The following is a 20,753-nucleotide window of genomic DNA, read 5'->3' as shown; positions in this document are numbered from 1 at the left end:
AAGAACCGTCGGGGGAATTGTTGGATTACGACAAAAGTCTAGGGCTGCGAATCTCCGTCGGCCAGACGCCCCAGGATGAGGGCGATCCGCAGCGTGAACGCGGAACGGACGTCGGAGGGTGACCAGCCGGTGACGTCCGTCACACGTCGGAGCCGGTAGCGCACGGTGTTGGGGTGCACGAAGAGCATCCGCGCCGCGCCTTCGAGGCTGCTCGCCTGCTCCAGATACACGCTCAGCGTCTCCAGCAGCGCCGAGCCCGCCTCCTCCAGCGGTCTGTAGATCTCCTCCACCAACTGCTCCCGCGCGGCAGGATCCGACGCGATGGCCCGTTCCGGGAGGAGATCGTCCGCGAGGACCGGGCGCGGGGCGTCCTGCCAGGCCTGGCACGCCTTGAGCCCGGCGGCGGCGGCCTGCGCGGACCGGGTGGCGGCGAGCAGGTCCGGGACCACGGGCCCGGCGACCACGGGGCCCGCCGCGTACGGGCCGATCAGGGCCTTCGCGACCTGGAGCGGGTTGTCGCTGCCGCCCGCGATGACGACCAGGCGGCTGCCGAGCACCCCGGTCAGGACCTGGAGCCTGGCGTGCCGGGCGGCCCGCCGGATCGCCTCGACCGTCAGCTCGGAGTCGCCGTCGGGCGCGGTGCCGAGGACGACGCAGACGTGCTCCGGGGAGTTCCAGCCCAGCGCCGCCGCGCGGGAGACCGCGCCCTCGTCGGCCTCGCCGGACAGCACCGCGTTCACGACGAGGGACTCCAGGCGGGCGTCCCAGGCGCCGCGGGCCTCGGCGGCCTGCGCGTACACCTGGGCGGTCGCGAAGGCGATCTCGCGGGCGTACACGAGCAGGGCCTCGCGCAGGACCGACTCGTCGCCCGGCGCCGCGACCTCCTCGATCGCGGTCTCCATGACCTCGATCGTGGTACGCACCATCTCGACGGTCTGGCGCAGCGTGATCGCCCGGGTCAGCTCGCGCGGCGCGGTGCCGAATACGTCGGTGGAGATGGCCTGCGGGGTCTCGGGATGCCGGAACCACTCGGTGAACGCGGCGATGCCGGCCTGAGCGACCAGGCCGATCCACGACCGGTTCTCCGGCGGCATGGCCCGGTACCACGGCAGCGTCTCGTCCATGCGGGCGATCGCGTTCGCGGCGAGGCGGCCGGAGGACTTCTCCAGCCGGCGCAGGGTCGCGGTGTGCGGGTGGGCGGCGTTCGCGGCGGGCTGCTCAGGATCGGGTTGGGGCACGGGACAAGACTGCCTTATCGGAACCTCGGCGCGTCGGGCCGGGGCTACGGTGGTCCCTGTGATTTCTGTACGGCGCTCCGCGGACCGCTTCCGCGGGGGCGACGCCTCCGCCGGCATCGAGTCCCTGCACGCCTTCTCCTTCGGGCACTTCTACGACCCCGGCCACCTCCGCTTCGGCGCGGTGCTCGCCTGCAACGAGGAACGTCTCGCGCCCGGCGCCGGATTCGACGAGCACCCGCACCGCCACACCGAGATCGTGACGTGGGTGGTGGAGGGCGAGCTGACCCACCGCGACTCGGCCGGGCACGCCACCGTCGTACGCCCCGGCGACGTGCAGCGGCTCAGCTCGGGTGCCGGGGTCCGGCACGTGGAGCGCAACGACGGGGACGAGCCGCTGGTGTTCGTGCAGATGTGGCTCGCGCCACAGGGCCCCGGCGGCGCGCCCTCGTACGAGGTGGTGCGCGGCATCGCCGACGCCACGCCGTACGCCCTGCCGGCGGCCGGCGCGCTGCTGCACGTGCGGCGCCCCGGGGTCGGCGGGCGGACGGCGGTCCCGGACGCGCCGCTGGTGTACGTCCATGTCGTACGGGGCCGCCTCGACCTCGGCGAGCACGGGCTGGGGCCCGGCGACGCGGCCCGGATCACCGGGGCGCGCGGCCTGGAACTGGTGGCGGCCGCCGCCCCCGCCGAGGTGCTGCTGTGGGAGATGAGCGACTGACGTTGCGTCAGCCGTGCAGCGCGCTCCTGGCCCTCCACCGCTCCCAGGACAGGTTCCACGCGCCGTAGCCGTTGCCCTCGGCGATCGTGCCCTTGGTGTCCGCGCCCTTGATCTCGAACGGGTCGCCCACCCGGACCTGGCCGTAGAAGTACGCCGCGTCGGAGTCGCTCATGCCGATGCAGCCCGAGCTCTTGTTGGCCCTGCCGAAGTGGGCGGCGTTCCAGGGCGCGGCGTGCGCGTACATCCCCGACCAGGTGAGCCGCATCGAGTGGTCGACCATCTTGTCGTAGGCGTCGCCCAGGCCCACCGTCTCGGAGTTCATGTTGATGGTGCCCTCCTTCGCCATGAGCACGGCGGTGCCCTTCCAGGACCGCTTGTCGCCGCCGGGGGTGCCGCCGGAGACGAGGATCTCCCGCACCTTCTTCCCGTTCCGCTCCAGGGTGAGCCGCTTGCGGTCGAGGTCGACCCGGACGACCTGGCGGGCGCCGACGGTGAAGCCGGTCCGGTAGTCGCGGACGAACCAGCCGCCGGCCCGTCCCGAGTCGGTGCCCTTGAGCCGCGCGTCGAGGGTGACCTCCGTACCCGCCTTCCAGTACTCCCTGGGGCGCCAGTCGACGCGGTCCTTGCCGGAGTGGTCGCGGACCCAGCCCCAGGAACCCTCGGTGCCGTTCGAGGTGGTGACCTCGAGCTGCTTCTCGACGTCGGCCTTGCGGGCGACCGGGTGGTCGAAGACGACCGACAGCGGCTGGCCGACGCCGACCGTGGTGTTCTTGCCCGGCGCCAGCGAGAGCTTGTTGACCCGGTCCGCGGCGGCGGTGGTGAACGACGTTCGGGTCGTGACCTTCCGGCCGTCCCGGGTGCGGGTCCTCACCTCCACCGTGTACGTCGTACCGGGCGCCGCCTTGCGGTCCGACGTCCAGGACGCCTTCCCGGCCGCCTTCCGGCCGGTGAGCCGCCCGCCCGCGGCGTCGGTGACCGTCACGGAGGACAGCGTGCCGCCCTCCGCCCCGACCACGACCGGCTTCCCGGCGGCCGCGCCCTCGCCGTCCGGCGTCACGGTGACCGTGACCGGGCGGTCCCGGCCGCCGGGCTTCGCGTCGGCCGGCGGCGAGACGCCTCCGGCACCGGCCGAGCAGGCGCAGAGCGCGGCACCCAGTACGACGGCCACGGCAGCCGAACGCGCACGTATATGACTCAAGGGAAGCCTCCGGGAAAAGGTGGGATGCCCGGACTCTAGGCCGCGGAAAGCGCCGGAAACCCTCTCGGCGGCCAGGTGACGGCGGTTGCGGGGAAATGGTCGCCGTCCGGTCACATTCGCCGTGCGGCACGGTCACGGACGGCTGCGAATCTCCTGCCCGTCCCACCCACCAGGGGGCGGAAAACGGAGGCTTACGCTGTGTCAGCGCTGCTCGTGACGGCGGCCGGTCGTGGCCAGGAAACACGCCCGGGGCCCGTCCCCGCCGATGTCTACCGCGTGTTCCTCGCGTCCCGCGCGGCCGGGCCCCCGGGCCCCAGCTTCCTGCAGTGCCCGTCCTGGGCCGGCGTCAAGGAGGGGTGGCAGCCCCGGCTGATCGGCTGGGGGCCCGGGGAGGGGCCCGGCGCCCCCGGCGCGCAGGGGCTGACCGGGGTCGCGCTGGCCCTGCTGCGCCCCTCCCCCGGCACCCGCAAGTACTTCGCCTACCTGCCCGAGGGGCCGTACGCGGACTGGGCCGACCCGGACCTGGACGGATGGCTCACCCCGCTGCTGAGCCATCCTGGTCCTCACCAACCAGGCCGCGTACTGGGTCGTGACCCGGCTGGCCACGGCGGCGGGGCAGCGGGCGGCGGGCCTCGGCATCGACGGCGTGGGCTTCAGCGCGTACAACAACGCCTACCTCCTGTGGGCCGTGCCGCACGGGATCGTGACGGTCTCGCTGGTCACCGCGCTGATGCCCCGGATGAGCGGGGCGGCGGCCGAGGGGGACGGGGCCGCCGTGCGCCGTGACGTCTCGTACGCGCTGCGCACCAGCGCCGTCGCCGTCGTCCCGGCGGCCTGCGCGCTCCTCGCCCTGGCGCAGCCGCTGATGGCGGTCGTCTTCCAGTACGGCAGGACCGGCGCCGACGACATCGCGGCGATGGCGGGCATCCTGACGGCCTTCGCACCGGGCCTGATCGCCTTCTCCGGCCAGTACGCCCTCTCCCGCGCCTTCTACGCACTGCGCGACACCCGCACCCCCCTCCTCCTCAACCTCCTGATCGCCGGGCTCAACGCGGGCCTGTCCACGGCCGCGTACCTGCTGCTGCCGGCGCGCTGGGCGGTGACCGGCATGGCCGGGGCTTACTCGCTGGCGCTCTTCGCGGGCTGGGCGCTCACCGCGTACACCCTGCACCGGCGCCTGCCCGCCGGCCGGACGGCGGGACGCTCACCCGCTCTCGCCGCCCACGCCCGGCTGCTGGCGGCCGCGCTGCCCGCCGCGGCGCTCGGCCACCTCGCGGCCGGCTGGGCCGCCGGGGCGGGAGCCGTGGCGGCGAGGGCGGCGGGCGCGGCCGCGATCGTCGCGGTCTTCGCCGTACTGGCGAAACCCCTGCGGCTGACGGAAGTCGACGCGCTGCTCTCGGGCGCGGTCCGGCGGCTGCGCCCGGCGAAGCGGTGAGCGGCCGGCCGTGGGCGCCGCCACGATCATCCGACGACCACTTGGGATACTCCACAGATGCCACGCGTGCTCCTGATAGAAGACGACCCCTCCGTACGGGAAGGGGTCGAGCTCGGGCTGCGCCGCCGGGGCCATGACGTACGGACCGCCGCCACCGGCGAGGCCGGGCTCGCCGCCCTCACCGAGTTCCGGCCCGACCTGCTGCTCCTGGACCTGATGCTGCCCGGCATGAACGGCGTCCAGGTCTGCCGCCGGGTGCGCGAGGACAGCCAGCTGCCGATCATCGTGCTCACCGCCCGCGGCGACGACTTCGACGTCGTCATCGGCCTGGAGGCGGGCGCCGACGACTACATCGTCAAGCCGGCCCGCACCGAAGTGATCGAGGCCCGGATACGGGCGGTGCTGCGCCGCATCGAGGAACCGGGCGGCGGGCGGCCCGCCGTCGAGTTCCACGGCGAACTCGCCGTCGACCGGGCCGGACTCACCGTCACCAAGTCCGGCGAACGCGTCGCCCTCGCCCCTTCGGAGCTGAAACTGCTGCTGCACCTCTGCGCGGCCCCGGAACAGGTCTTCAGCAGGCAGCAGTTGCTGGAACACGTCTGGGAGCACAGCTACCACGGCGACGCGCGGCTCGTCGACGCGTGCGTACGGCGGCTGCGCAACAAGATCGAGGACACCCCGGGCAGCCCCCGCTACATCCAGACCCTGCGCGGCTTCGGCTACCGCTTCGGGCCGCTGTGCTGATCACCGGACTCCGTACGCGGCTCGTCCTGGCCTTCCTGCTCGTCGCCGCGGTCGGTTGCGGCACCACCGCCGCCCTCACCTACCGCGAGGCGCGCAACGCCCTGCTGGAACAGGCGCAGGACACGGCCGTCTCGTCCTTCCGCGAGCAGATCCAGGAGTTCCACCTCAATCTGCCGCCCAACACGGAACAGATGCAGGGCATGGTCCGCACGCTCGCCCGGCAGGGCAAGGGCCGCGACTGGTGGGTGTACGCCGAGTACGGGTCGATGCGGCTCTCCTCCGGCACCAGACCCACTTCCACCGTCATCACGCCGGAGCTGCGCCGTGAGGCCCGGGGCACGCCGCACGGCAGCTTCCAGCGGGTCGTCAAGGACGGCGAGCCCTACCTGACCATCGCCGTGCCCGTCGTCTTCCGGGCCAGCCCGCCCGGAACGGAAGGCCGGACCCTGCGCCCCACGGGTCTCGTCTTCTCCGCCGTCATGCCGCTGACCGACGAACAGACCAACGTCGACGCCATGGTCGTCGCCGCCCGGGACGGCGCCCTGCCGGCGCTCGCGATCGCCCTGGTACCCGCCCTCCTCGCCGCCCGCAGCGTGCTGCGCCCGGTCCGCGACCTGCGGCAGGCGGCCCGCAGCCTCGGGCGGGGCCGGCTGGACACCCGTATCCCCGTCAAGGGCGGCGGAGAACTCTCCGAGCTGGCCCGTACCTTCAACGAGTCCACCGCCGCGCTCGAACGCTCCGTGGACGAACTCCAGCGCGCCGAGGCCCGCGCCCGCCGCTTCGCCTCCGACGTCTCCCACGAACTGCGCACCCCGCTCGCCGGGATGCTCGCCGTCACCGAACTGCTCGACGAGGACGCGGCCGGCCTCGACCCGGACACGGCCGCGGCGGTGCGTCTGATCAGCAGTGAGACGGGCAAACTCGCCGTACTGGTCGAGGACCTGATGGAGATCTCCCGCTTCGACGCCCGCGCGGCCGAGCTGAACACCGACGAGGTCGACGCCGCCGAGACCATCCGCAGGACCCTGCAGGGCCGCCACTGGACGGACCCCGCCGAGATCGTCCTGGATCTGCCCGACGGCATCCGCGCCCGGCTCGATCCCCGGCGCTTCGACGTCGTGATCGCCAATCTGGTCGGCAACGCCCTGCGGCACGGACGGCCGCCCGTCACGGTCCGGCTGCGCACCGAGGCGCGCCCGCAGGACCCCGGGGCGGCCGAAGGGGCACAGTGGCTCGTCACCGAGGTGGCCGACCGGGGCCCCGGCATCCCGGCGGACGTGCTGCCGCACGTCTTCGACCGCTTCTACAAGGCCGACCAGGCCCGTACCCGCTCGGCGGGCAGCGGCCTGGGACTCGCCATCACCCTGGAGAACGTACGGCTGCACGGCGGTGCGGTCCGGGCCGCGAACGAGCCCGGCGGCGGCGCCGTCTTCGTCGTCGAGATACCCCTGAACACCAGTGAGGTGACCGCGTGAGGCACGTGCGCCCGTTCGCTCTGGCGTCGGCGTCGCTGCTGCTCGCCGGGTGCGGCATCCGGGGCAGCGAAGTGGTCGAGGCGGGCGGCCCGGCCGTCGCGGACGTGGCCCGGCAGGACGGGATGCTGCTCTTCTTCGTCGGACCGGACGGCTCGTCGATCCCCGTGGTCAGGCTCGCCGACTCGGCGCCCACCCCCGCGGCGACCGCCAAGCAGCTCGCCGCGCTGCTGCACGGCCCCACGCCCGAGGAGCACGCGGCCGGCATCACCACCCGGCTGCCCGCCGGCAGCACGCCGGTCCGGGTGGAGCCGGTGCCGGGCGAGAAGGCGGGCAGCCGGGCCGGCGTCCCGAAAGAGGTGCGCGTCTCGGTCGCGTTCGCGGTGCGCCCACTCGACGCCGCCGCCGTCCGCCAGCTGGTCTGCACGACGGCACACGCCGAGGACCCCGAGGGCCTGGTGGAAGTGGCCCTCACCGGAAGCGACGGCCCTCTGCCGGCCGCCACCTGCGACTAGCGGGGCCGCCATGTGCGGCTAGCGGGCGCTCCCGCCGAATTCGGCGAGGACCGCGTCCGTGAACGGCGGCCAGACCTCGGCGGTCCAGGGCCCGAACGCCCGGTCCGTCAGCGCCACGCACGCGATCCCCGCGTCCGGGTCCACCCACAGGAACGTGCCGGACTGGCCGAAGTGGCCGAAGGTGCGCGGGGAGGACGAACCGCCCGTCCAGTGGGGGGACTTGGAGTCGCGGATCTCGAACCCGAGGCCCCAGTCGTTCGGGTTCTGGTGGCCGTACCCGGGCAGTACGCCCTTCAGCCCCGGGTGGACGACGCCGGTGGCCCCGGCGACCGTACGCGCGTCCAGCAGGCGCGGGGCCTGGAGCTCGGCGGCGAACCGCGCCAGGTCGTCGACGGTCGAGACGCCGTCCTTGGCGGGCGAGCCGTCCAGCGAGGTGGCCGCCATGCCCAGCGGCTCCAGCACCGCCTGGCGCAGGTACTCGGCGAAGGGAATGTCCGTCGCCTTCGCGATGTGGTCGCCGAGGACCTCGAAACCCGCGTTGGAGTAGAGCCTGCGCTCGCCGGGGGGCGCCGTCACGCGGTGCTCGTCGAAGGCGAGGCCGCTGGTGTGGGCGAGGAGGTGGCGGACCGTGGACCCCTCGGGGCCGGCCGGCTCGTCGAGCTCGACGGCGCCCTCCTCGTACGCGACGAGCACGGCGTACGCGGTGAGCGGCTTGGTGACCGACGCCAGCGGGAAGCGGTGCGCGGTCGGGCCGTGCGTGGCGGCGACGGTGCCGTCCGCCCGTACGACGGCGGCCGCCGCGGTGGGTACCGGCCAGTTCTCGGTCATCGCCAGGCTCTGCATGGGTACGAGCGTAAGGGCCCCAGAGGTCGAGCCGCATCGAGGGGTCGGGCTTGCGGACGAAGCCCAGCGAGGCGTAGAGGGGCTCCGCCTCCTCGGAGGCGTTGAGGTCGACGCTCACCACGCCGCGCTCACGGAACCAGTCCAGCAGCGCCTCCATGCACGCGCGGGCGTGGCCGCGGCGGCGCCGGCCGGGGTCGGTGGCGACGCTGAAGACGTATCCGACGGCGCCGCGCGGATTGCCGGAGCGTCCGATGCGGTACTCGACCGTACCGGCGGCGAGCGCGGCCAGGGCCCCCGGCCGGTCCGGGTGGTCGGCGACGAGGGCGGCGAAGTTCCCGTCCGGGTCCGCCAGTTTCCCGCGCAGGGTGGGGAGGGAATCGGTGTGCCAGTCGGGCGGGTGCGCCTCCCCGCTCGAGCGAAGCCGAGAGCTCGGGGGAGTGCTGGTGGGGAAGACCGAGTCGATCATCACGTGGCGCAGGCGGAGGACTTCCGCGGCGTCGGCGGCGTCGGCACGGCGGACGGGGCTCATGGGGACGGAGGCTGATGTGCGCGGCCGGAAACTTCTTCAGGTTTACGGTTGCTTGGAGTGCACTCCAAGGTCCTAGCGTGGAGGCCATGACCGTGACGGAAACCGCACCCGCACGCCCCGGCCTCTGCGTCGCGGCGCCCCGGGCGCACCCCCGCCCCGAGGGCCAGGACCACTACACGATCAGCGAGGTCGCGGCGTACACCGGACTCACGGCGTACACCCTGCGCTGGTACGAGCGGATCGGCCTCATGCCGCACATCGGCCGCTCGCACACCGGCCAGCGGCGGTTTCGCAACAGGGACCTGGACTGGCTCGCCTTCGTCGGCAAGCTGCGGCTGACCGGGATGCCGGTCGCGGACATGGTCCGGTACGCCGAGCTGACTAGGGAGGGCGAGCACACCCTCGAAGCGCGCCAGGAGCTGCTGGAGGCCACCCGCAGGGACGTGCGCGCACGTATCGCCGAGCTCCATGACACGCTCGCCGTACTGGACCACAAGATCGACTTTTACGCGGACGCCCGGCGGGCGTCGGAGAGGGCCTGAAACCCACATGAGCGACAGCAGGATCGAAAAAGTCCGGCTCGGGACCGATGGACCGGAGGTCGGCGCACAGGGCCTCGGCTGCATGGGCATGAGCTTCGCGTACGGCCCCACGGACGCCGACGAGGCGCGGGCCACGCTGGAGCGGGCGCTGGAGCTCGGCATCACGCTGTACGACACGGCGGACGCGTACGCGGCCGGCGAGAACGAGAAGTTCCTGGCGCCGTTCTTCGCGGCGCACCGGGACGAGGTCGTCGTCGCGACGAAGTTCGCGCTGGCGATGGACCCCCACGACCCGGCGAAGCGGATCATCAACAACGAGCCCGCCTACATCCGCCAGTGCGCCGAGGACAGCCTCCGGCGCCTGGAGGTCGACGAGATCGACCTCTACTACATGCACCGGCGTGATGTGAACGTCCCCATCGAGGAGACGGTCGGCGTGATGGCCGAGCTCGTGCGCGAGGGCAAGGTCAAGCACCTCGGGCTGAGCGAGGTCACCGGCAACGAGCTGCGGGCCGCGCAGGCCGTGCACCCGATCGCGGCCGTGCAGTCCGAGTGGTCGCTGTTCAGCCGCGACATCGAGGCGGGCGTCGTACCGGCGGCACGCGAACTCGGCGTCGCCCTGGTCCCGTACTCCCCGCTCGGCCGCGGCTTCCTCACCGGCTCCTTCACCAGCGCCGAGAAGGACCTGACCGAAGGCGACTTCCGCCGCGGCCAGCCCCGTTTCAACGGCGACAACGCCGCCGCGAACGCCTCGCTGCTCGATCCGGTGCGCAAGCTCGCCGAGGGGCGCAACGCCACGCTCGGGCAGGTCGCGCTCGCCTGGGTGCAGCAGCGGGCACAGGTGCACGGGCTTCCCGTCGTGCCGATCCCGGGAACGCGCAGGCCCGCCCGGGTCGAGGAGAACGCCGCCGCCACCCGGCTCCTGCTCACCGAGAGCGAGATGGAGCTGCTCGAACCGATCGCGGGCCAGGTCGCCGGCGGCCGGTACGCGGACATGTCGTTCACCTCCGCCGGGCGCGAGTAGCAAGGAAGGGCGGGGCCGGCGGGACCAGTCCGGCCCCTCGCTCCCGGGCCTCACGCCAGCCCCGGCCGGGCACGGCGTAGTCGGTGGTGAGGACGGTGATCGTGACGGGGAGGAACGTGGCGGCGAGGGCGAGCGCCACGGCGTGCGGCAGCAGCCGCTGCCACCGCCGCGGGGCGTCGGCGAACAGGGGCGTCGGCGGGTGCGAGGGAGGGGTCAGGGCGTGCGCGAGGGCGCGCAGGTTGCGGCGTCCGGCACGGACCAGGCCGTCGGCGGGGGCGCGGGCCGGTGCGGGGAAGGTTCGGTCATGGCCCGGCCGGCGGAGGCGGGCGGCCCGCGTACGGGCGTCATACCGTGGGGTGCGAAGCGCTCTCGTACCCGGGCATGACGACCGTCTACAACTCCGCGAGCAGCTCCGCCTTCTTCGCGGTGAACTCCTCGTCGGTGACCAGACCGGCCTGGTGCAGGTCGCCGAGGTGCCGTATCCGCTCGGCGATGTCGGCGGGGTCGCGCCGCCCGGAGACGTGGGCGGGCACGGGATCGGCCCGCACCGCGTCCAGGGCGGCCGCGCTTCCGCTGCGCACCGAGCCGAGCACCGCCGCCGCGAACGGCAGGGACTCGTGCACCGGTCCGTATCCCAGGCCGAAGACGACGGCCGCCGGGTCCTGGTCGGCCTGGGCGGTCTGCGGCGGGGCCGCGGTCATGGAGCCGGCCCGCCGCAGGAGCCGCAGGTAACCGTCGAAGACGTCGGGGGAGCGCCACTCGACGCCGTTCAGCTCCCGGACGGGGAAGTTCTGGTCGCCCGCCTTCCACTTGGCGGAGGACGCGCCCGTCCAGAACCAGCGGAACGACACCTGCGACCCGTCGAAGGACGCCTTCCCGTCGTACGCCTTGAAGTACAGCGGGGCCTGCGGGGCGGCCACCAGGAACTTCTCGGCGGGCAGCTTCGCGTGGGACCCGAGCAGGGCGCGCAGTTCGTCGGCGTAGTACTCGGCGAGGGTCTCGCGCTCGGCCGGCAGCACCAGCCGGTACGGGTCGGCGCCGTCCCGCAGCTGCCCGGCGGCGGCCTCCATGAGCGGGTCGGCGCCCGGTCTCGGGATCGCGTGCAGAACGACTGTGCCGCGCTTGCCCGGCGTCAGGGTCACCGACGCCAGCGCCTCGTGCGGGATGCGCCGTTCACCGAGCGCCTGGAACAGCTTCGGCGTGCGGATCCCCCGTTCGAAGCGGATGAGCACGGAGTCGTCCTCGAACTCCCAGGTGGCATGAATTCCGGCCAGCACATCACCCATGCGGCTCATCGTATGCGGCGCGCGCCCGTGCGTCGCCCCTCGGCGCCGGACGCAATGTTGTGACCGCACTCCGGTCGATACGGGGTTCTACGCGCGTCAGTTCGCTTCCGCGCCGGAAATTCCACTCCGGCAGGCCCCGTCGCCACCCGCGCAGCTGATGGTGGAGTACGAGCCGACGCCTATCCCGGCGAAGTTGCTGAGACTCTCCGTCCCCGGCTCGAAATAGCCGGTGTGTCCGACCGCGCCGGACGCGGAGAAGACCCGCGCCCCGAACTCCGGCGTCACCGGGTCCGCGCCGTGGCCGAGCCCGCCGACCTCCAGGTACGGCACGTCCTGGATCCAGTCGTCGCGGTCCCGGGTGGCCCACACGCGGGCCCCGGTGCCGAGCTGCTGCGCGCTCTCGACCCGCATGCCGGGGCTGCCCGCGACCGCGATGTCGGCGACCCGGGGCGGCAGGGCGGAGGCGGCCAGGCCGCACACCACCGAGCCGTAGCTGTGGCAGAAGAGCGACACCTGCGCGTCACCGGGCAGGGCCCGCACGAGGGAGTCGAGCCGCCGGGAGCCTTCCCCGGCGAGCCTGCCGAGGGCCGCGTCCATGCCGACGCCGACGGGCGAGGTGTAGTCGGCCCAGGCGATGACGGCGGTACGGGTACCGGGCGCCGCGGCGCGTTCGGCGGCGTACAAGGACTTCGCCATGCCGACGGGCGCGGTGTACGTGCGGCGCGTCCGTTCGAAATTCACCACATTGGTGTCGACGCCGGGGACGACGACCGAGACCCGTTCGGCGCGTCCGAGGTCGCCGAAGACCTCCGCGACCCGGCCGGAGCCGACGGGGTCGAAGGCGAGGATCTGCCGTCCCTCGCCCGTCAGCGACCGGAAGCGGTGCATCCTGCGGCCCGCCGTCTGGCGGCCCGCCGGGGTGAGCCGCCTGTCGTGCATGCGCTCCCGCTCGACCGCGTGGGCCCGGACGAGCGACAGGCGGTTGGCCCGGTAGCGCAGGGTGAGCGGGGCGCCGTTCAGGTTGCCGACGACGAGCGGGTAGCGGTCGGCCAGCCGGGCGCGCTGGGAGGCGGTGAGACCGGCGAAGAAGCGGGCGAGGCGGCCGGGCGCGGACCCGGCCTCCGGCAGCTCGATGCCGTCGATGCCGCCCCGCGCCCAGGCGGCGAACGATGCCGTACGGAGGTCGGATCCGCCCTGGTGGCGGCGTATCGCGGTCCATCCCGTGGTCGCCAGCAGGACGAACACCACGGCGAGGGCGAGCAGCGCGCGCCATGCGCTGAGGGTGGGGGAGGTGTCGAAGGAAGTCACTGCGGGCCACCCTAGGAGAAGCGCGGGGCCTGCTGTGAAGTCAGTGACGCACATCACGTTTCAAATCGAAAGTAGCCGGAATGCGGTCACCCTGTGTGCGCGCCCGGCGTACGCGCCGGCGTACGCCACTCCGCGGCGAGCGCCGGACCGAGGTGGTCCAGGTAGAGCTCGGTCAGTGTCCTGATCGACTCCATGCTGGCGTCCTCGCCCTGTCCCCACAGCCGCCCCGCCACCCGCATGACGCCGGTGAACGCCGCCACGGCGACCCGCGGCCGGGGGTCGGTGTCCAGGTCGAGGTCCTCGCGGTCGGCGACGATCCCGGCTATCCGCTCCTCCAGATCGGTGGAGCGGCGCAGATGGGCGGCGAGCAGGGCGGGCGTCGATTCGATCATCCGGTAGGTGCGCATGTGCAGCTCCACCGGAACGACGGCCTCGATCGCCTCGCCGATGGTGTTCCAGGCGCCGAGGACGGCGTTGCGCATGGCGGCGAACGGGCCCTCCTCCGGGGGGCGGGCGAGCAGTTCCGCCACGAAGCGCGACTCCACCATCTCCTGGACGGCGAAGGCGACTTCCTCCTTGCTGGCGAAGTAGCGGAAGAAGGTGCGCTGGGAGACCTCGACGGCGTCGGCGATCTCGTCGACGGTCGTGTGCTCGTACCCCTGTGTGGTGAAGAGCTCCAGCGCGACCCGCAGCAGGGCGTCGCGGGTGCGCTGTTTCTTGAGCTCGCGCAGCCCCGTCGTCGATCCGATCGTCGCCTGCCGCTCGGTCATTCGAAGGTAGCCTCTTTCGCCTTTGTCCAGCTCAGGATACCTGTGAGCTACCTGACAGTTACCGGCGAGTGATTTCGTTTGTCAACTGTCAGTGACTGACATTAGCTTGGTCGGTATGACTAGTCAGACGACCATCGACAAGGCTCCGCCGCCGCAGGAACCCGCGGCGGGGCCGGCCAGGGGACTCCGGGGACACCCTTGGCTGACGCTCTTCTCCGTGGCGATCGGCGTGATGATGGTCGCGCTCGACGGCACGATCGTCGCGATCGCCAACCCGGCCATCCAGAAGGACCTCGGCGCCACGCTCGCCGACGTGCAGTGGATCACCAACGGCTATCTGCTCGCCCTCGCCGTCGCCCTCATCACCGCGGGCAAGCTCGGCGACCGCTTCGGCCACCGCCAGACCTTCCTGATAGGCATCGCCGGTTTCGCCCTCGCCTCCGGGGCCATCGGCCTCTCCAGCGAGATCGCTCTGGTCATCACCTTCCGGGTGCTCCAGGGCCTGTTCGGCGCGCTCCTCATGCCGGCCGCGCTCGGCCTGCTCCGCGCCACCTTCCCCGCCGAGAAGCTGAACATGGCCATCGGCATCTGGGGCATGGTCATCGGCGCTTCCACCGCGGGCGGCCCGATCGTCGGCGGCCTGCTCGTCGAGCACGTCAACTGGCAGTCCGTCTTCTTCATCAACGTCCCCGTCGGGATCGTCGCGCTCGTCTTCGGCCTGGTGATCCTCAAGGACCACCGCGCGGCCAACGCCCCGCGCTCCTTCGACATCCCCGGCATCGTGCTGCTCTCGGGCGCGATGTTCGCCGTCGTCTGGGGCATCATCAAGGCCGGTGAGTGGGGCTGGGACAGCCCCAGCACCTGGGCCTGGCTGGGTGCTTCCGTCGTCCTCTTCGCGGTCTTCGCCGTCTGGGAGACGAAGGTCGAGGAACCGCTCGTCCCGCTCGCCATGTTCCGGTCCGTCCCGCTCTCCGCGGGCGTCGTCCTCATGGTCCTCATGGCCGTCGCCTTCATGGGCGGCCTCTTCTTCGTGACGTTCTTCCTCCAGGGCGTGCACGGCATGAGCCCGGTCGACAGCGGTCTGCACCTGCTGCCGCTGACCGGCATGATGATCGTCTCCTCGCCGCTCGCGGGCGTGCTCATCACCAAGTTCGGCCCGCGGGTCCCGCTGGTCGGCGGCATGGTCGCCACGGCGGCCGCCATGTTCGGCATGACCACGCTCACGGCCGACACGAGCACTCCCATGATGTCCCTCTGGTTCGGCCTCCTCGGCCTCGGCCTCGCGCCGGTCATGGTCGGCGCCACCGAGGTCATCGTCGGCAACGCCCCGATGGAGCTCTCCGGCGTCGCCGGCGGTCTCCAGCAGGCCGCCATGCAGGTCGGCGGCGCGCTCGGCACCGCGGTCCTCGGCGCGATCATGTCCTCGAAGGTCAGCGCCGACTTCGCGGGCAACTGGAAGGAGGCGGGCATCCCGATTCCGGCCGACCCCAAGCTGGAGGAAGCGGCCGAGTTCGCCTCCGTGCCGACGAAGGAACTGGCCGAGGCGGGCCTGGAGCCGCCCGTCATCGACAAGATCGGCGCCGTCATCCATGACACGTTCGTGTCGGGCATGCACCTCGCCTTCACCGTCGCGGGCGTCGTCGCGGTCGTGGCGGCGCTCGTCGCCACCCTGACCAAGCGCGGCGAGAACGCGGACGCGGCCGCGGGCGGCGCCCACATCTGACGCCCTCCGGCGTCAACCCGGTACGCACGACAGTCCCGCCGGACGGTTCCGGCGGGGCTGTCGCCTATCCGGGTGGAACAGCCCCCGGCACCTTCCGTCACCGCGTTCCCGCAGCTCAGGGTGGGAGCAACTGATCCACACGACACGGGGGCCGATTCCGATGTTCCACCTGCGTACGACCGTCCTCGCGGCCGGAGCCCTGGCCGCCACCGCGCTGCTGCCGCAGACCACCCACGCCGTGCCGCCCCGCCTCGGATCCTGTGCGACCGGGGAGCTCTGCCTCTGGGCGAAGCCGGACTTCAAGGGCGGGCGCCAGTCCCACGAACTGTCCGGCCTCGACATCGAGAGCTGCGTCCCCCTGCCGGCCGGCACCGACGCCCAGGCCCTCGCCAACCGCACCGGCCGGCCCGTCACGACGTACCAGTCCGGGGAGTGCGAGGAGACGGGGGAGTTCGAGACCTATCCGGGCGGCGGGACCTGGGTGCCGCAGTCGCCGTACCGGGTGAGGGCGTTCAAGGTGTGGGAGAACTGAGGGGGATGCACGCCGGAAAGCGGGGCAACTGGTGGTCAAGCCCGGATCACACGAATTCCAGGGCACGACTCAGGGAGTGACCATGGCGAGCAACAGCCGTACGCACAGCCCGTCCAACACCAGCGCCCTCAGCTGGGTCTCGCTCATCTGCGGCATCATCGGCTTCTTCACCCTCGGCATCATCCTCGGCCCGATCGCGCTGATCACCGGCTGGATCGCGATGGGCAAGCGCTTCAACAGCGGCAACGTGCCGGCCATGATCGGCTTCATCCTGGGTGCGGTCATCACCGTTCTCGCCATCATCGCGCTGATCGGCGGTGCGGCCGTCTACGGCATGTCGATCTGACGTGCTACGCCGGACGACGTGGCGCCGGGGCCGCCCCCACGGGCGGCCCCTCGCCCATGCCGGGAGCCGGAACCCCCGCCCCCGACGTCAGCTCCGAGACCTGCGCCCGCAGGGCCCGCACTTCCTCCGTGAGCAGCTCGATCGCGGCCGTCTGGCGCCGCTCCTCGGCGTCGTCCCGGTCGAAGCGGGAGATGAACCACGCCGCGATGTTCGCGGTGACCACACCGAGCAGCGCGATGCCCGAGAGCATCAGGCCCACCGCCAGCACCCGGCCGAGTCCCGTCGTGGGGGAGTGGTCGCCGTATCCGACGGTCGTCATCGTCGTGAACGACCACCACACCGCGTCACCCAGCGTCTTGATGTTCCCGCCGGGGGCGTCCCGCTCGACCTCCAGCACGGCCAGCGAGCCGAACATCAGCAGGCCGATCACCGCTCCCCCGACGTACGTCGTGAGCTGGACCTGGGGAGCCGTCCTGGCCCGTCGGCCGACCAGCAGCAGCGTGGAGACGAGCCGGAGCAGCTGGAGCGGGCGCAGCAGCGGCAGCACCACCGCGAGCAGGTCCAGCGGATGGCTGCGGACGAACGACCGCTTGCCCGGCGACAGCGACAGCCGTACGACGTAGTCCAGGGCGAACGCGCCCCAGACCGCCCACTCGGTCACCAGACAGATCCGGTGCACCACGCCGCCCGCGTCCGGCGCGACGATCGGAACCGCGTACGCGAGGGCGAAAGCCACCGCCAGTCCCAGCAGGGGCCCCTGCGTGCGCTCTTCCCACCGGATCTGCGCTGTCTGCACCTTCATGCCCCGAATGGTAGGGAACGACGGAGGGCGGCGGGGCCCGCGGGCCCCGCCGCCCTCCGTACCGTGTGGGCGTTACGCGTCGCCGCCGGCCGCGCCGGGGTCGGCCGCGGCCACGTCGAGCAGCTGGTAGCGGTCGATCGCCTGCTTCAGCGCCGAGCGGTCGATCCTGCCCTCCCGGGCCAGCTCCGTCAGCACCGCCAGGACGATCGACTGCGCGTCGATGTGGAAGTAGCGGCGGGCCGCCCCCCGCGTGTCGGCGAAGCCGAAGCCGTCCGCGCCGAGCGAGGAGTACGTGCCCGGCACCCAGCGCGAGATCTGGTCCGGAACCGAACGCATCCAGTCCGAAACGGCCACGAACGGACCCTGCGCGCCGGAGAGCTTCTGCGTCACGTACGGCACGCGCTGCTCCTCCTCCGGGTGGAGCAGGTTGTGCTCCTCCACCGAGACGGCCTCGCGGCGCAGCTCGTTCCAGGAGGTCGCGGACCAGACGTCGGCCTTGACGTTCCACTCCTCGGCGAGGATCCGCTGGGCCTCGACCGCCCACGGCACCGCCACGCCGGAGGCCATGATCTGGGCCGGGAGCTCGCCCTTCTCGCCCTCCTTGAAGCGGTAGATGCCCTTGAGGATGCCGTCGGTGTCGACGTTCTCCGGCTCCGCCGGGTGCTGGATCGGCTCGTTGTAGACGGTCAGGTAGTAGAAGACGTCCTCGGCGTTCTCGCCGTACATCCGCTTCAGACCGTCCTGCACGATGTGCGCGATCTCGTACCCGAAGGCCGGGTCGTACGACACGCAGCCCGGGTTCGTCGACGCGAGCAGCTGCGAGTGGCCGTCCGCGTGCTGGAGGCCCTCACCGGTCAGAGTCGTACGACCGGCGGTCGCACCCAGGACGAATCCACGCGCGAGCTGGTCGGCCATCTGCCAGAACTGGTCACCGGTCCGCTGGAAACCGAACATCGAGTAGAAGACGTAGACCGGGATCAGCGGCTCGCCGTGCGTGGCGTACGCCGAACCGGCCGCGATCAGCGACGCGGTGCAGCCGGCCTCGGAGATGCCGTCGTGCAGCATCTGCCCGGTCGGCGACTCCTTGTACGCGAGCAGCAGCTCACGGTCGACCGCCTCGTACTGCTGGCCCAGCGGGTTGTAGATCTTCGCACTCGGGAAGAACGCGTCCATGCCGAAGGTGCGGTACTCGTCGGGCGCGATCAGCACGAAACGCTTGCCGATCTCCTTGTCCCGCATGAGGTCCTTCAGGACGCGTACGAACGCCATCGTCGTGGCGATCGACTGCTGACCGGACCCCTTCTTCGCGGCCGCGTACGTCTTCTCGGCCGGCAGCGGCAGCGGCTTCGCCCGGACGACACGGGTCGGTACGTACCCGCCCAGCGCGTTGCGCCGGTCGTGCATGTACTGGATCTCCTCGGACTCGCGGCCCGGGTGGTAGTACGGCGGGTAGCCCTCGTCCAGCTGCTTGTCCGTGATCGGGATGTGCAGCCGGTCGCGGAAGCGCTTCAGGTCCTCGACCGTCAGCTTCTTCATCTGGTGGGTCGCGTTGCGGCCCTCGAAGTTCGGCCCCAGCGTCCAGCCCTTGACGGTCTGGGCGAGGATGACGGTCGGCTGGCCCTTGTGGGCCTTGGCCGCCGCGTACGCCGCGTACACCTTCTTGTGGTCGTGACCGCCGCGCCCCAGGTGCAGGATCTGGTCGTCGGTCATGTTCGCGACCATGGCGCGCAGCCGGTGGTCGCCACCGAAGAAGTGCTCGCGGATGTACGCGCCCGTCTCCGTGGCGTACGTCTGGAACTGGCCGTCGGGGGTCGTGTTGAGCTTGTTGACCAGCACGCCGTCGCGGTCCTGCGCGAGCAGCGGGTCCCAGCTCCGGTCCCAGACCAGCTTGATGACGTTCCAGCCGGCGCCCCGGAACTGCGACTCCAGCTCCTGGATGATCTTGCCGTTGCCGCGCACCGGGCCGTCGAGGCGCTGGAGGTTGCAGTTGACGACGAAGGTCAGGTTGTCCAGGCCCTCGCGGGCGGCGATGGACAGCTGGCCGAGCGACTCGGGCTCGTCCATCTCGCCGTCGCCGAGGTACGCCCAGACGTGCGACTTGGAGGTGTCGGCGATGCCGCGCGCCTCCATGTAGCGGTTCATCCGCGCCTGGTAGATCGCGCCGAGGGGGCCGAGGCCCATCGACACGGTCGGGAACTCCCAGAAGTCCGGCATCAGCCGCGGGTGGGGGTACGACGACAGACCGTTCGGGGCCTTCGACCTCTCCTGGCGGAAGGCGTCGAGCTGCGCCTCGTTCAGCCGGTCGAGCAGGAACGCGCGGGCGTAGATGCCGGGGGACGCGTGTCCCTGGAAGAAGATCTGGTCACCGCCGTCGCCCTCGTCCTTGCCGCGGAAGAAGTGGTTGAAGCCCACGTCGTAGAGCGAGGCGGAGGAGGCGAACGTGGCGATGTGACCACCCACGCCGATACCGGGGCGCTGCGCACGGGACACCATCACGGCCGCGTTCCAGCGGGTCGCGTTGAGGACCTTGCGCTCGATCTCCTCGTTGCCGGGGAAGAACGGCTCGTCCCTGGTGGCGATGGTGTTCACGTAGTCGGTGCTGCGCATCTCGGGGACCGCCACGCGCTTCTCCCGCGCGCGCTCGATCAGACGGAGCATCAGGTAGCGGGCGCGCTCGCGGCCCCGCTCGTCGACGGCGGCGTCGAGGGAGTCCAGCCATTCCCGGGTCTCTTCAGGATCGAAGTCCGGGACCTGGCTCGGAAGGCCGCCAATGATGATCGGATTGCGATCGGATCCGGAAGCCACGCTGTTCCTTCGCTGGTTGGGTCTGAGGGGTGTCGCGCCGCATCCATCGTCTACCCCGGAATCACAAACGTCATCTTTACCGAGGGGTAACCATCACCCGGTGAGAAGTTCGGCGCCGGCCGAGGATGGATCCGGCCGAATCGCCACCCTACGCCCGACACGTTGCTGCATTCCGTAAGGCCGTTCGGGACCGATTGGCCTACCGAAGCCACGGAAGCCGTCAAACGTGGTCGAATGGTGTGGGATGAATCACGAAGAGGGCTCCGAAGGTGTCCGTAGGCCCATCCTTTGGGCGGGATCGGGGGCGGGGTACTTGCGAGATTCGTCCTGCACGTGTGGACTACGGCCAATGCCCCGCGCACGCGCGGGTCCGAAGCATTTTCCAAAACATGATCAGGAGGCAATCCGTGAGCGCGACCGCGGACCACGCGGAGGAGCGGACCAACCTTGCCGCGAGGCTGGGTTTCCAGCCCGAGCAGGTGGTCCAGGAGATCGGCTTCGACGACGATGTCGATCAGGAGCTCCGCGAGGCCATCGAGGAACTCATTGGCACCGAACTCGTCGACGAGGACTACGACGATGTGGCTGACGCCGTCGTGCTGTGGTTCCGCGACGAGGACGGGGATCTGACGGACGCGCTGGTCGACGCTACGCAGCTGATCGACGAAGGCGCCCCCGTCTGGCTGATGACGCCGAAGACAGGCCGTGAAGGCTATGTCGAGCCGAGCGACATCAATGAAGCCGCGCAGACCGCGGGTCTGTCCCAGACCAAGAGCGTCAACGCGGGCAAGGACTGGACCGGCAGCAGGCTGGTTACCCCGAAGGCGGCGAAGTCCGGCAANCGCCGACCGAGGTCGGGCGGGGCCCTTTGCGTAGGGTGGACCACCGGAACGGACGGCCGGAACGGACTGAGGGGGCGACGC

17 protein-coding genes and 4 pseudogenes are annotated in these 20,753 nt (G+C 71.7%); 11 read left to right on the top strand and 10 right to left on the bottom strand.

Translation table 11 applies throughout. From position 1 onward, the window contains the following. Positions 1-38 precede the first annotated feature (38 nt). Positions 39-1,238: a PucR family transcriptional regulator gene (locus ABD374_RS06745; RefSeq protein WP_344492210.1), complete on the bottom strand. Its 1,200-nt coding sequence runs from the start codon at positions 1,236-1,238 to the stop codon at positions 39-41. Between the two features lie 58 nt (positions 1,239-1,296). On the opposite strand from ABD374_RS06745, the gene ABD374_RS06740 reads away from it, so the two are divergent. Next, positions 1,297-1,956, top strand: coding sequence for a pirin family protein (locus ABD374_RS06740; protein ID WP_344492207.1), 660 nt, complete (start codon positions 1,297-1,299; stop codon positions 1,954-1,956). Positions 1,957-1,963: 7 nt separating this feature from the next. On the opposite strand, the gene ABD374_RS06735 is transcribed toward ABD374_RS06740, so the two are convergent. Continuing rightward, positions 1,964-3,154, bottom strand: coding sequence for a L,D-transpeptidase (locus ABD374_RS06735; protein WP_344492204.1), 1,191 nt, complete (start codon positions 3,152-3,154; stop codon positions 1,964-1,966). 553 nt (positions 3,155-3,707) lie between these two features. Here ABD374_RS06735 and ABD374_RS06725 point away from each other — a divergent pair. From ABD374_RS06725 to ABD374_RS06710, 4 genes and pseudogenes are all read left to right on the top strand, one after another. After that, positions 3,708-4,589: pseudogene (locus ABD374_RS06725) on the top strand (lipid II flippase MurJ); the annotation flags it as partial. A gap of 57 nt (positions 4,590-4,646) precedes the next feature. After that, a complete protein-coding gene (locus ABD374_RS06720; protein WP_344492201.1) occupies positions 4,647-5,333 on the top strand; it encodes a response regulator in 687 nt (228 codons plus the stop codon). Then, positions 5,327-6,808 (top strand): ATP-binding protein, encoded by a 1,482-nt coding sequence (locus ABD374_RS06715; RefSeq protein WP_344492198.1) that lies wholly within the window; start codon positions 5,327-5,329, stop codon positions 6,806-6,808. The genes ABD374_RS06720 and ABD374_RS06715 overlap by 7 nt, the downstream gene beginning before the upstream one ends. Further along, complete coding sequence (locus ABD374_RS06710) at positions 6,805-7,320, top strand: hypothetical protein (RefSeq protein ID WP_344492195.1); 516 nt, start codon at positions 6,805-6,807, stop codon at positions 7,318-7,320. Before ABD374_RS06715 ends, ABD374_RS06710 begins: the two co-directional genes overlap by 4 nt. Before the next feature lie 18 nt (positions 7,321-7,338). Here the strand turns inward: ABD374_RS06710 and ABD374_RS06705 are convergent, their stop codons facing one another. Both ABD374_RS06705 and ABD374_RS06700 read right to left on the bottom strand, forming a co-directional pair. Continuing rightward, positions 7,339-8,163 (bottom strand): serine hydrolase domain-containing protein, encoded by an 825-nt coding sequence (locus tag ABD374_RS06705; protein WP_344492192.1) that lies wholly within the window; start codon positions 8,161-8,163, stop codon positions 7,339-7,341. Positions 8,164-8,185: 22 nt separating this feature from the next. Further along, positions 8,186-8,692, bottom strand: a pseudogene (locus tag ABD374_RS06700) (GNAT family N-acetyltransferase); the annotation flags it as partial. 86 nt (positions 8,693-8,778) lie between these two features. Here ABD374_RS06700 and ABD374_RS06695 point away from each other — a divergent pair. Together ABD374_RS06695 and ABD374_RS06690 are read left to right on the top strand one after the other, a co-directional pair. After that, positions 8,779-9,234, top strand: coding sequence for a MerR family transcriptional regulator (locus ABD374_RS06695; RefSeq protein WP_344492190.1), 456 nt, complete (start codon positions 8,779-8,781; stop codon positions 9,232-9,234). Between the two features lie 7 nt (positions 9,235-9,241). Continuing rightward, positions 9,242-10,258: an aldo/keto reductase gene (locus tag ABD374_RS06690; protein WP_344492187.1), complete on the top strand. Its 1,017-nt coding sequence runs from the start codon at positions 9,242-9,244 to the stop codon at positions 10,256-10,258. 64 nt (positions 10,259-10,322) lie between these two features. Here the strand turns inward: ABD374_RS06690 and ABD374_RS06685 are convergent. The 4 genes and pseudogenes from ABD374_RS06685 to ABD374_RS06670 all read right to left on the bottom strand — a co-directional run. Continuing rightward, positions 10,323-10,520: pseudogene (locus ABD374_RS06685) on the bottom strand (sensor histidine kinase); the annotation flags it as partial. A 130-nt stretch (positions 10,521-10,650) separates the two neighbouring features. After that, positions 10,651-11,544 (bottom strand): DUF4429 domain-containing protein, encoded by an 894-nt coding sequence (locus ABD374_RS06680; RefSeq protein WP_344492184.1) that lies wholly within the window; start codon positions 11,542-11,544, stop codon positions 10,651-10,653. A gap of 96 nt (positions 11,545-11,640) precedes the next feature. Continuing rightward, positions 11,641-12,852, bottom strand: a complete 1,212-nt coding sequence (locus ABD374_RS06675; protein WP_344492181.1) for an alpha/beta hydrolase — start codon at positions 12,850-12,852, stop codon at positions 11,641-11,643. An 86-nt stretch (positions 12,853-12,938) separates the two neighbouring features. After that, positions 12,939-13,622 carry a TetR family transcriptional regulator gene (locus tag ABD374_RS06670; RefSeq protein ID WP_344492178.1) on the bottom strand — a complete coding sequence of 228 codons (684 nt, stop codon included), beginning with the start codon at positions 13,620-13,622 and terminating at the stop codon, positions 12,939-12,941. Between the two features lie 115 nt (positions 13,623-13,737). On the opposite strand from ABD374_RS06670, the gene ABD374_RS06665 reads away from it, so the two are divergent. The 3 genes from ABD374_RS06665 (at position 13,738) to ABD374_RS06655 (ending at position 16,223) form a co-directional block, all read left to right on the top strand. Continuing rightward, positions 13,738-15,345 carry an MFS transporter gene (locus ABD374_RS06665; protein WP_344492175.1) on the top strand — a complete coding sequence of 536 codons (1,608 nt, stop codon included), beginning with the start codon at positions 13,738-13,740 and terminating at the stop codon, positions 15,343-15,345. Positions 15,346-15,514: 169 nt separating this feature from the next. Next, positions 15,515-15,877, top strand: coding sequence for a peptidase inhibitor family I36 protein (locus ABD374_RS06660; RefSeq protein ID WP_344492450.1), 363 nt, complete (start codon positions 15,515-15,517; stop codon positions 15,875-15,877). An 82-nt stretch (positions 15,878-15,959) separates the two neighbouring features. Beyond that, a complete protein-coding gene (locus ABD374_RS06655; RefSeq protein WP_344492172.1) occupies positions 15,960-16,223 on the top strand; it encodes a small hydrophobic protein in 264 nt (87 codons plus the stop codon). A gap of 4 nt (positions 16,224-16,227) precedes the next feature. Here the strand turns inward: ABD374_RS06655 and ABD374_RS06650 are convergent, their stop codons facing one another. Beyond that, on the bottom strand, positions 16,228-17,025 hold the full coding sequence (locus ABD374_RS06650; protein WP_344492169.1) for a potassium channel family protein: 798 nt from the start codon (positions 17,023-17,025) through the stop codon (positions 16,228-16,230). Between the two features lie 72 nt (positions 17,026-17,097). Next, a complete protein-coding gene (aceE, locus tag ABD374_RS06645) occupies positions 17,098-19,830 on the bottom strand; it encodes a pyruvate dehydrogenase (acetyl-transferring), homodimeric type (RefSeq protein ID WP_344492166.1) in 2,733 nt (910 codons plus the stop codon). Positions 19,831-20,237: 407 nt separating this feature from the next. On the opposite strand from aceE, the pseudogene ABD374_RS06640 reads away from it, so the two are divergent. Then, positions 20,238-20,666, top strand: a pseudogene (locus ABD374_RS06640) (DUF3052 domain-containing protein); the annotation flags it as partial. Positions 20,667-20,753: the final 87 nt, after the last annotated feature.

Source organism: Streptomyces enissocaesilis (assembly GCF_039533765.1).
GTDB classification, from domain to species: Bacteria; Actinomycetota; Actinomycetes; order Streptomycetales; family Streptomycetaceae; genus Streptomyces; species Streptomyces enissocaesilis.
The sequence above is the reverse complement of the archived record's forward strand: the minus strand, read 5'-3'. Positions and strand labels throughout refer to the sequence as shown.